The sequence below is a fragment of the Staphylococcus sp. HMSC62A08 genome, assembly GCF_001839105.1.
In the GTDB taxonomy this organism is placed as follows: Bacteria; Bacillota; Bacilli; order Staphylococcales; family Staphylococcaceae; genus Staphylococcus; species Staphylococcus caprae.
Map to the genome: position 1 here is coordinate 845,650 of NZ_KV840039.1, position 11,500 is coordinate 857,149.

The 11,500-nt window shown below is 33.3% G+C and carries 12 protein-coding genes; 1 reads left to right on the top strand and 11 read right to left on the bottom strand.

All coding sequences use genetic code 11. From position 1 onward, the window contains the following. Positions 1–116: 116 nt before the first annotated feature. The 5 genes from HMPREF3264_RS10020 to HMPREF3264_RS10040 all read right to left on the bottom strand — a co-directional run bounded on the left by HMPREF3264_RS10020 (position 117) and on the right by HMPREF3264_RS10040 (position 5,547). Positions 117–2,006, bottom strand: a complete 1,890-nt coding sequence (locus HMPREF3264_RS10020) for an FtsX-like permease family protein (RefSeq protein WP_002441358.1) — start codon at positions 2,004–2,006, stop codon at positions 117–119. Beyond that, the gene (gene vraF, locus HMPREF3264_RS10025) at positions 1,996–2,757 is read right to left on the bottom strand and encodes an ABC transporter ATP-binding protein VraF (RefSeq protein WP_070832512.1); all 762 of its coding nucleotides are present in this window, start codon (positions 2,755–2,757) and stop codon (positions 1,996–1,998) included. The genes HMPREF3264_RS10020 and vraF overlap by 11 nt, the downstream gene beginning before the upstream one ends. A 141-nt stretch (positions 2,758–2,898) precedes the next feature. Beyond that, on the bottom strand, positions 2,899–3,939 hold the full coding sequence (gene graS / locus HMPREF3264_RS10030) for a histidine kinase GraS/ApsS (RefSeq protein WP_070873230.1): 1,041 nt from the start codon (positions 3,937–3,939) through the stop codon (positions 2,899–2,901). Next, positions 3,932–4,606 (bottom strand): response regulator transcription factor GraR/ApsR, encoded by a 675-nt coding sequence (graR, locus tag HMPREF3264_RS10035; RefSeq protein WP_002441351.1) that lies wholly within the window; start codon positions 4,604–4,606, stop codon positions 3,932–3,934. The genes graS and graR overlap by 8 nt, the downstream gene beginning before the upstream one ends. Positions 4,607–4,623: 17 nt before the next feature. Then, positions 4,624–5,547, bottom strand: a complete 924-nt coding sequence (locus tag HMPREF3264_RS10040; protein ID WP_037541160.1) for a Rossmann-fold NAD(P)-binding domain-containing protein — start codon at positions 5,545–5,547, stop codon at positions 4,624–4,626. A 116-nt stretch (positions 5,548–5,663) separates the two neighbouring features. Here HMPREF3264_RS10040 and HMPREF3264_RS10045 point away from each other — a divergent pair, with 116 nt between their 5' ends. After that, positions 5,664–6,170 (top strand): GNAT family N-acetyltransferase, encoded by a 507-nt coding sequence (locus HMPREF3264_RS10045; RefSeq protein ID WP_070832519.1) that lies wholly within the window; start codon positions 5,664–5,666, stop codon positions 6,168–6,170. 208 nt (positions 6,171–6,378) lie between these two features. Here HMPREF3264_RS10045 and HMPREF3264_RS10050 read toward each other — a convergent pair whose 3' ends face one another. The 6 genes from HMPREF3264_RS10050 to dhaK all read right to left on the bottom strand — a co-directional run bounded on the left by HMPREF3264_RS10050 (position 6,379) and on the right by dhaK (position 11,376). After that, positions 6,379–7,428, bottom strand: a complete 1,050-nt coding sequence (locus tag HMPREF3264_RS10050; protein ID WP_002441344.1) for an alpha/beta hydrolase — start codon at positions 7,426–7,428, stop codon at positions 6,379–6,381. A 176-nt stretch (positions 7,429–7,604) separates the two neighbouring features. Continuing rightward, positions 7,605–8,672, bottom strand: a complete 1,068-nt coding sequence (locus tag HMPREF3264_RS10055; protein ID WP_002441342.1) for a YkvI family membrane protein — start codon at positions 8,670–8,672, stop codon at positions 7,605–7,607. A 174-nt stretch (positions 8,673–8,846) separates the two neighbouring features. Continuing rightward, complete coding sequence (locus HMPREF3264_RS10060) at positions 8,847–9,347, bottom strand: hypothetical protein (protein ID WP_002441340.1); 501 nt, start codon at positions 9,345–9,347, stop codon at positions 8,847–8,849. A gap of 111 nt (positions 9,348–9,458) precedes the next feature. Beyond that, positions 9,459–9,788, bottom strand: coding sequence for a dihydroxyacetone kinase phosphoryl donor subunit DhaM (dhaM, locus tag HMPREF3264_RS10065; protein WP_070873231.1), 330 nt, complete (start codon positions 9,786–9,788; stop codon positions 9,459–9,461). Then, entirely contained in the window at positions 9,788–10,366 is a 579-nt protein-coding gene (gene dhaL / locus HMPREF3264_RS10070) for a dihydroxyacetone kinase subunit DhaL (RefSeq protein WP_070873232.1), read from the bottom strand. Before dhaL ends, dhaM begins: the two co-directional genes overlap by 1 nt. A gap of 41 nt (positions 10,367–10,407) precedes the next feature. Further along, entirely contained in the window at positions 10,408–11,376 is a 969-nt protein-coding gene (gene dhaK, locus HMPREF3264_RS10075) for a dihydroxyacetone kinase subunit DhaK (protein WP_070873233.1), read from the bottom strand. Positions 11,377–11,500 lie beyond the last annotated feature (124 nt).

Genomic DNA, 11,500 nt, shown 5'->3' on the forward strand with positions numbered 1-11,500 from the left:
CTATTTATTCACGACAAGCGAATTAAACAAAATAAAAAGCTTAGCATCAAAATTAAATTTACATGCTAAGCCTTTATTTTCCAGAAATGTAATAATCCGTTCCTGTCATTTCTATATTAAATTGAATGTCTAATTGTGCGTTTCGAGTGATTGTAGCCAATCACTGCGAATACTGCATAAATACCAGTATACACAGCCATAACTATAAAAATAGGTAGTTGATTGGTTACGCCCATAATATGCATGTATGCGAGAGATGCAAAATAGCCATGTAATAAAGCAACAATTAATGGTAAGCCAAAGTTAAATATGACCTTTAGCTTAAGTCCCTTCGACATATCTTGATGCGTAAATCCAAGTTTTCGCAAAATAGAATAATTTTCAAGTTCATCCTCAGTTTCATCAATTTGTTTAATATATATAATACAGCCAGCTGCAATGAGGAACGTAATACCTAAGAAAGATGTAACAAATAGCAAGACACCTGTTAAGCTTGTGATTTCACTTGCTGCTTCACTACGTGTTTCGATATTTTTACTAATATTTTGCACAATATTCTCTAATTCTGGCAGGTCTTTCTTATGTTTAATATCAAATCCATATTGAGATACAATATTTTTACCTTTAGCGTGCGCTCTAAGACTTTGATAATCTTCATCATTTAACACTAATGTAGCCCCACCTAAATCTACATCAGCCATGAAATAAACTTTATTTATAGCTTTTCTTAATTTTACTTTGACATGATGTGCTTTCGAACCAATATAAGTCGAGCCTTTTTTATCTACTTTTACAACGTCTTTAATAGACCCTCTAGGAATAATAATGTCAGTTTGTCCCTTATCAATATTAACGTTAGGAATATACTTGTCACTAGTCACAGCGATGAAACTTGGTCTAGCAATACCTTCTGTAAACATATGATCCTTGTATAATTTAGCATAAACGACTTCTTTATAATTGTAGTAATGTTCAACGTTACGATTGTTGAGATCATATGCCAATTGATTTGCTTGCTTTTGACTTTTCAATGTAACGTCGTGCGGCGAATTAAGTAATACTTCATTAGTCAATGTACTTCGACTTAATGCAGCGAAACAAAGTACAGATACTGTAATTGCCGAAACGATGGCCATCACCGTTAGTGAAAAAGCATTCTTTTTGATGCGATAGATAATTGAGGATGTGAACATGACATCCGTCACACTGATATTGCCATTTCTGAAGTGCTGAATTGTCTTAAATACTAAGGACACTGTACTTCTAAAAAAGAAATATGACCCTAGCACCGTTAGAAATAATATAATGAATGGCTGTAAGATAGAGTCGATATTTTCTATTAATTTAGTAGATAAAAAATATCCTCCCACTATCATAATAATGCCTAGTAATCCTAATGTGATTTCACTAAACGTAATTTTTGTTTCATTCACTTCTTTTTTAGTTAAATCTGATGCAAGTTCTGAAATAGAACGTTTGCGAATAAAAATATAACTTTGAATGATAACAAGTAAATATGCTACAGAAATGAGTACAAGTGTTTCTATAATAGCGTGATAACTAAATATGATAGATACACTAATGTTAATACCTAGTAAACGTAGCACAATCATTAGGAGTATCTTCGAACCAAAAATGCCTAAAATAATACCAACGATGGCTGTCATTACAAAAGTCATGAGTTGTTCTATCATAATCATTCTCATGATATTCGATCGTGTTAAACCAATGATTTGCAATAGCGATAGTTCTCGCCCACGTCTTTTCATAAATAAAAAATTAGCATAAAGTAAAAAAACGACGATGATGATAAAAAGAAAATAACTTCCAACTTGTGAGCCTTCTTTAAGAATGGGATAGGATTGATTGCCGTGAAGATGGTGAGCATACTTTAATGTGACAAAACTAAAATAGAGTATAACGCTGATAATGAGTGACAATAAATATATGGCATAATGTGCAATATTCTGCTTGAAATTCTTAAATATAATCTCATTAAAACTCATAGTTGACTCCACCAAGTACACTTTGAGTTCTGATGATTTCTTTATAAAATGTTTGTTTATCATCGTCACCTTGATAAATTTCGGTAAAAATCTGACCGTCTTTTAGCATCACAACTCTATTAGAAAAGCTTGCAGCAACTGGATCATGGGTAACCATGATGATTGTAGTATTAAATTTTTCATTCATTAGTTTTAATCTTTTAAGTAAATCTTGGGTGCTTTTAGAATCTAAAGCGCCCGTCGGCTCATCAGCGAAGATAATGGATGGAACATTAATAAACGCTCTTGCAGCAGATGTGCGTTGACGTTGTCCACCTGACAATTCTGATGGATATTTGTCGCTGATATCACTAATATTTAATGCTTCTGCGATACGATGATAACGTCGATTCATCTCTTCTTTATCGACTTTTTGAACAGATAATGGAAGCATAATATTTTCTTTTACTGTCAATGTATGCAAAATATTATAATCTTGGAAAATAAAACCAATATCTTTTTTTCTGATCTCAGACAATTGTTTATTCGATAACTTTTCAAGTTGCTTACCATTTAAAGTAATAGAGCCCTTCGTCATATAATCTATTGAACTGAGTACATTCAATAACGTCGTTTTACCTGAACCTGATGGTCCCATAATAGAGATGAATTCACCTTCATCTACACTCAAATTAATATCTTTCAAAACTTCTTGAGCTAAATTTTTACTGCCATAAATTTTTGATAATTGTTTCACTTCTAGAATCGCCAAATTATCACTCCTGTCTTACTTCACATGACTTATCTCTTTTAAAAGTCAAAGCTAAACATGACTATTATTTTTTATTTATACTCTTTTATTATAACGACAAAAAATTACAAATGTGATAATTGTAAGTAACAAAACGCATGTTTAAAATGACAATCTTGTCACTTTAGACATGCGTGCTACAATTTCATTTTGCTGTGGAAAAATGAAATAAAATGTTGTTCCTTGACCTACTTCTGACTCTACTTTCACATCAATTCCCAATTGATCTTTGACGCTATGAACTAAGTAAAGTCCCATACCAGAAGACGCCGTTTCATTTCGGTTCATCGTAGACGTAAATCCTCTGTCGAAGATTCTAGGTAAATCTTTCTTACTTATTCCTCTACCGTGGTCTTTAATTTTTAATACGACATGACCATCTGCCATATAACTAGATAAATCGATAGTCGTATTTTCACTATATTTTAATGAATTGGAGAGAATTTGTCTTATCATCATTCTGCACCATTTCACATCTGTATAAACCTTATCAACATCTTCAAAGTTTAATTCAAACCCAATATCCTTCGCTTGACTAATATGGCGAGTTAATTGAATTTCATCAATAACCATACGTTTCAATTCAACGTGGTCGAAGTACATATCACGATTCTGTGATTCCAATCGCGTTAAGTATAGCTGTTTATCTAGCATTTCATTAATTCTAGCCCATTCAAATAATAAAGCTTTTTTACGTTGATCATCCGCTTCTTGATCAATCAGTAATTTCATTGCGGTCACGGGCGTTTTAATATCATGCACGAATTCAGTTATCGTTTGTTCATGATTTTTTATTTGTAATTGTTGTTCAACGACTTTATCTTTTTGCGTTGCAATATGTCGATACAAATAATCGACCATATGTTGTTGAAATGGTGTTTCAGCTAAATCTTTATGCTTGATTTCCTCAATTTCCTTATTTTTATAAAAGTGTTTCGACAAACGCACTTCCTTAACAAAGGTAAATAACAAGAAGAGCACGCTCAACCCAAGATTTAAGAATACGATGTAAGCAACACTTTCGACAGAGATATCATAATCAATATACGAGATACCTAACATGACGAGGTTAAGGAATATAATCCACATAATCCAGTTAATGCGTGATCTTACAAATGACCAAAACCATTGTAAATTATTCATGTGCCATATATCCTTTACCAACTTTAGTCTCTATCGCTTCATCCATATTGATATCTGCCAATTTTTTTCTAAGACGGTTCACATTTACAGTTAAAGTATTATCACTTACGAAGGCTTCATCATCCCATAAAGCTGTAATTAAAGTATCACGTGTCACGATTTGATTTTGTTTGTTAATCAACATTTCTAAAATAATCATTTCCGTTTTCGATAGAAAGATGGTTTTATCACCTTTTTGAATGCTATCTTTGGACAAATCAACCACAGTATCTTGCCAATTTAGTGTCCTTTTTTCTTCTACACCAAATTCATATACACGTCTATAAATTGCTTGTAGCTTTGCGATAAGTACATTCGTGTAAAAAGGCTTTTGCATATAGTCGTCGGCACCGAGCTCCATACTCATCACTTGATCCATCGGGTTATCTCTTGAAGATAGGAATAAAATAGGGACATTAGATTCCTGTCTCATTTTTCTACACCAATAGAATCCATCATATTTAGGGAGTTGAACATCTAAAATAACAATTTCTGGATTAAATTTTTCAAATGTATCCATCACATTGCCAAAATCCTCTACCCCTGCAACATTGAAATCCCATTGTTCTAATTCTTTTTTTAATTCTTGAAATAACGTATTATCATCTTCGACCAGAAGTATTTGCATAAAACATCACCCGATATCTATTTTGTATATTTGAATTTCTCGCCTGACTGGACACGCCCTTGGAAATGTTTGATTCTACAATCAATTTCAAATCCTCTCATAAACAGCCCTTGAATAGGTGCTTGAATGAAGTAATAAATCGGCCAGAATAATTTAGGTATATAATCATATAAATGCACCATGACTAATGAGCTACCTTTCAGCAGTCTAAACTCTAGTTTCCCTTGCTTTTTCAGGTTAGGTTTGACCAATTTACCGCCAACTAAATGTAATGTAATAATATCTTCAGCTGTTTTTGTTTTCTTGAAAATTGCTAATGGCTTTTTACTATTTTTGCGATAAATAATGTAATCTTCATTCTCTTTTTTAGCATGGACGAAGGTACCTTTCGTTTCATCCAACCATTGACAATAGTAGTCCACAAGTTGATTTAAAGTCCATTTTTTCGGTAATACCATTTTCATAGCAGTGCGGACATCATCATATTTAGATGGTTGTAGTTCAACGTTAATATACGGCCGTTTAACTTCAACATTCGTTCGTTCAACAGGTGCACCATAAGCGCCTAAGCGCTCCATTGTTTCATTATCATGGCGACTTCCAGGTATATAAATTAATTTCTTAATTTGGTTCAATGCTGCAGCCCTACCGAAATTATCTGCTGCAATTAAATTTAAATCTCTTGCAGTCGCTTGTGTTAATTTCGCAGAGTTTTTAGTTGGATCTAAGTAAAATACTGCTATATCCATACCTGCCATTGACTCAACAACATTTTCATAATTAAATATATCGCTCTTTAACCATGTAATTTCTTCTGCCGAACCTTTATCTGGCTTAGGGTATTTAGATAATGCGTAGAGCTCTGCATCATTTTCTATCACGCTACTTAAATATTTACCGATGTAGCCAGTACCACCTGCAAGTAAAACCTTAGGCTTCATGGTTATCGACTCCTTAATTTCCTTATATTTAATAATTATTACTGATTCAAGCACAAAGTCCCAAACTATACTATAATAGAGACTACAATTTACTTAACTGAAAATGGAGTGTTTTCATGGCCCACGTAATTCGTGAAATTAGTATAAAAGACGTTGAAAACTTTATAGATTTGTTAAGCAAGATTTATGATGAATCAGAATTTACATTTTATAATCCTGGTGAATACTCACCTAGTATAGCGTCGGCTAGTCAAAATTTAGAAAACTACATTACCTCGCCGTCTAAAGCTATATATGTAGCAGAAAGTGACGAACAGCTTGTTGGATACGCTTTTGTCAATACCGAAACATACGAACGAACGCAACATGAAGCTGTCATCTATCTCGGTGTTAAAAAGTACTATCAAAAGCATGGTGTCGGCCAAGCGTTAATTAACGCCATTGAAGCCTGGTCACTCAACCATAAAATCCGACGCATTGAAGCCACAGTTGTCACTGAAAATGGACGTGCCGTTGAACTCTTTAAAGGGACAGGTTTCCAAATTGAAGGCGAGCTTAAAGACAAGCTCTATATCAACGGACGTTATTACAATGAATACGTAATGGCAAAAATATTGAATTAATGTTTTGTCTCATTTCAAATTTTACCACATATTAGAAATTTTAAATAACGCTATCAATGTTTAAAAATTGTTGCTATCAAACGACGCTCCATCAATATTGAAATTTGATAAGATTTTCGGCGTGACATCTACTTTGTATGAAGATATATAATAAGAGGCAAATCGCTATCATTTAAATTCATGATAACGATTTGCCTCTTTTTCTAGTTTATTCGTATGGATATAGTGACACACTGTTATTGGTTTGATTACCAGAATTCACATCTGTAGATTCTCCACTTTCTACACCTGAAGATGAAGTATTTCTACTTAAGAATAATAGTACTTTCTTAATATTTTCTTTCGATTCAGGCTTCTCTAAATGGAATTGATACTGATGATGTAAATGATGTGTACCATTATAAAATAATGTATCGACAGGTACATTTTCTGATTTAAGTGCTTTATAAAATGACTTATTCTGACTGTAAAATGGATCAGCATCTCCAACTGATAAATACGTTGGCGGATATTGTTTAGTTACTTGATTAATCGTTGACATTTGAGATAAATTCTTGAAATTTGTTTCCCAATTATTCATTCCAGTATAACTTTTCATAAATAGTTGAATTCTAGGAAATTCTGTCGCTTTTACTGTTTTCATATCATAGAAACCGCCAAAGAAGATGGCTGCTTTAATCTGAGAAGGCTCAAATTGTTGTTCGAAATGCATTTCTTTACGTAAGTCTTTATTCGTTTGCATTGCAACGTATTGACTTGTTAATTGAGCCCCCGCTGAATCACCGCCAATCACAACTTGGTTGAAATCAATTGGAAGTTCATGTTTATTTTTCTTTATAAATTTGACCGCTTGATTAAGTTGTTCAAGAGGTGTTGGATATTTATATTGTGGCGCTAATGCATAATTAACATTCACGACGATGTAACCTTGTTCAGCTATTTTAGATAGTAGAGGATTTTTATATTGCTTGTCTCCTGCTATAAATCCACCTCCATGCATCCAGAAGATGACGGGTAATTTCGTATCCTTACTCATATCTGAAGGTGTTATAATATCTAATTTACTATTAGGTAATCCCTCGCCATAAGAGATATTTTGAAATAATTTTACATTCTTATTATTGATTCGTACGTGTTCTCTACCTTGTTGCTTTTCTTGTCCTTTGTCATAATGACTTTTCAAATGCAAACCTAATACCACTGCAACTAAGATAATGATGAGTGACGTCACCAACAACCATTTATACTTTTCTTTCATTATTGATAATCCTCTCACGTCATGACTTTCTAAATATTATTTATGTTTAAACTTGTTCAGGCTTATTACTTTTCCAAAAAATAAAGAAAAAGCAATTCACCTTTTAAATGAAAGACGAATTGCTTTTAAGATTAAATCAATCGTTTTAAATTGTAAAGTGTATGCAAAGTAACAACTTATGCAATATGGTCTTCATCATCATTTTTACGTTTAAAGTACTTAATGAGTACTGCTACAACAATGAAGAGACCTACGACACCCATAAATTTATATAGTACATTAATTAAATCAGCAAAACCTACGAAACTTAATACATAGGCTGCAATCATCATAATGACTATAAAGACATGGTATTTCTTACTATATGGTATCGTGAAACGTGCTGCGAATGAATAGCACAATCCTAAAATTGTATTATACATTACAGCTAACATGATAAATGTTAGTACAAGCCCAATCCATGGATGAATGTCATTAGCTAAATTTAATGTAGGAATATCTGCGTTTTTAATTTTCGGATATTCTGTTTGTAGTGAAAAGTTAATTAATGCGAGTAAGATGGTATAAACGACACCGCCGAACAATGCACCAGCACCGGAAACTCTACGTTTAGATGCATCTCCACCAATAGCAACAATCGTACTAAATCCAACTGCAAACGCAAGTCCACCATAAACAAGCCCCCAGAAAATACCTTTCCAAATACTTGTGTCAGGTACCGTACTATTAACTTCCGCTATAGAAATATTTCCTGTAAATAAATAATATACAGCAATCAATATAACCATAACGATCAAGAATGGTGTCACAATACCTAGAGCTCTTACAATTTTATTAAAATCAAGTAATAAAGTTAAATAAATAATGATTGTCATAATAAGGGCGCCTAACCAAGTGGGAATATTAAAACTTTGGTTAAACGTTGAACCTGAACCGGCAATCATTGTTACGGCAATTCCAAATAAGAAAAAGACAAGAATGTAATCGAAAACTTTACTAAATTTTTCGCCAAAAATGTATTGTAATGTAGATTCATGGTTCGTAGCTGAAAATGCTGTACCAATTTTAGCTACTTGTCTACCAATAAATCCTAAAATGAAACCTGAAATTAAAACACCGATATACGACCATAATCCGAACGGTGTAAAGAATTGCATGACTTCTTGTCCTGTTGAGAATCCCGCACCTACAACGATGCCGACGTATGCAAAGCCTATTTTTATTGCTTCTTTATTCAGCCCCATTTAAAAGATAACCTCCTTAGATTTTCACAGTGAGCATTATAACGTACTGTTTTTTATTTTCAACCCCGCATGATCGACTTATAACGAAATGTATAAATCTTAGAAAAAGTGTATAAAAATAGCCATTAAAGTTGGGTAACTCTAATGACTATATCGAGAATGTTATATAATTACTTAACGTGCATCTCTATGTTTGTTTAATTCATTAATATCAACAACAATGTTGTCCATACGTTTTGCAGTGTCTTTAAGCACATTACGTGCTACATTATTATTTGGATCAAGTTTAAGAATTCGTTTAGCTACATCGAATGCTTTCTTGTCAGAAATGACTGGTTCAGGAATAGCATGAAGCAATAACATTTGTAGTAAACTTTTAACTTCATTTCCGTTAGTGAGTTTTATGGAAGAATCAGCATGATAATAAGCTGAATCTAAAGCACCTTCATATTCGCTCAACGGATATACAAGTAATAAAAATGCCAAATCATGCAATTCTGATGATTCTTCAACTTTAATCATATCTAGAATACATGTGTAAAACATCATACTTTCTACTTCATGAGCGCTAGAAATATATGCCTCTTCAAATTCCATAAAATCTGTTTCGGACATTAATTGTCTTACCTGCTCAAATTCGCCATTCAATACATGTTTCTTTATAAGATGTTGCATGGCTATGTCCTCCTATTACCCAGATTTTATTTAACAGTTATATTAATAATATCATACTTAAAGCTAAGTTTCACTTGAAAAATGAGTATTGTTTACCTCTTCGATAGCTTCTTACATATTGCCTCCAGTTGATAACTTCACTGCCGCGGTAAAACTACCTTCAACAAGAGGTGCATTGATTTTAGCAATCTGATATTGACCTTCATACATTTCAATTGCCATATCTAAATTCATTTCCGAAGATCCTAAATCATAAAAACATAGTGCATCGTCTTCTATATGATTAATCATCTTTTGTATTTCATCAAATGACGTACCAATCGAACCATCTTCTGTACCACCATGACCCTTGATGTCGACATTATTTACCATCTGTTCAAGTAAATCCTTTGTACCTTTTGCAATATCAGCGCTGTGACTAACTAATACAATCGTTGTCATTACGACTCATCTCCCATTAAAGCGTTCAGAATGTAAACCATGCTTTGCGCTCCTGGATCAATATATCCTTTTGAATCTTCTTTAAAATATGACGCACGGCCTTTGGTTGCTACCATATCTTTAGTATCATCCGCATAACTTTGTAATTTTTCTAAATTTAATTTTTCATCTTTTTGAAGTGCTTCATTCGCTCTTTCGACCACGTCATACATTGTTTTTTCATTTAATTCAACTTTACCTCTTTGCGCAATCGCATCCGCAAACGTTTTTAATAACTCTTTTAAATTTTCGTTATCAATTTCGTCTTTAACGACACTCGCCATTTTGACGAAACTAAAGCCATATAACGGACCTGATGCACCACCAATTTTAGACATAAGCGTCATCCCGGTTGATTTAAATAGTGAAGCCATGTCATTATCGTCAATATTGCCCTCTAAATGAGAGAAACCTCGTTCCATATTCACACCGTGGTCACCATCACCAATGGCTCTATCTAAGTCTGTTAATTCCTCTTCTTTTTCTTTAAAAGTATCTGCTAAACTTAGCAATTGTGCTTTCATTTCTTTTACGTTCATCTCTGACACCTCTACATTGTATAATTATTCATCATTTACTTTTACGCATTAAAATAAAGGCTTGTTGTAGGTGCTAAAAAGGCTTTAAGCCATTCTTCTTTAGCAGGTACAAGTGTGATTGAGAAGCCTTGCATATCAAGTGATGTCATAAAATTACCTACGTACCAATGTTTTACCCCGTAATGCTTGTCATTAAATAATTCACTCAGATATTTCGTTACAATATTCAGTTCAGATTGAGGTGTGCCACCCATACCATTGACCATGACAATATAATCATCGGCAGAGATTTCTTGTTCTAATTTTTCAACTAATGTTGAAATAATTTGATTAATTGGTTGGATGGATTCACGATGTAAACCCTTTTCTCCATGTATACCAACACCAATTTCCATCTCATTGTCTTCAATATCGAAACCATATCTACCTGTCGTAGGAACCATTGGAGGTGTTAAAGCCATTCCAATACTTTTAATTTCTGGTAGCAATATTTCTACTTTTTCTTTTATTTCATTTAATGCTAGTCCTTTTTCCGCTAAAAATCCTGCGTACTTATGAACCAAAACAGTACCTGCAACACCTCTACGTTGATCAGGCTCGCTAATAGCAATATCATCTCTAACTATAACCGTTTCAACTTGTATGCCTTCCATTTCAGCCATTTCTTCTGCCATTTCAAAATTCATGACATCGCCAGCATAATTTTTAACTATAAGTAATACCCCGTCGCCATTATCTACTGCTTTGATTGCTTCTAATATTTTATCTGGAGTAGGCGAAGTAAATACTTCCCCACAAACAGCTGCATCTAACATACCTTGAGCTACGTAACCCGCATGTGCAGGTTCATGACCACTTCCTCCTCCAGATACAAGTGCAACGCCCGATTGTTTTTTATCTTTACGTACCACTACCGTATCTTCAATTACATCTAATTCAGGATTTGCAATTTTTAGGCCATCTAACATGTCACTTAAAAATTGTTGTCTATCTTTTATTAATTTCTTCATGAAAACCCCTCCTTATTAATTTATTATCAGTATAAAACACGTCTATATATCATCGCTAATGTTATGTGTGTCTTCTATAAAATGTTCACAAATAGACTTACCTTTTCTAAAAAATGATTTCATC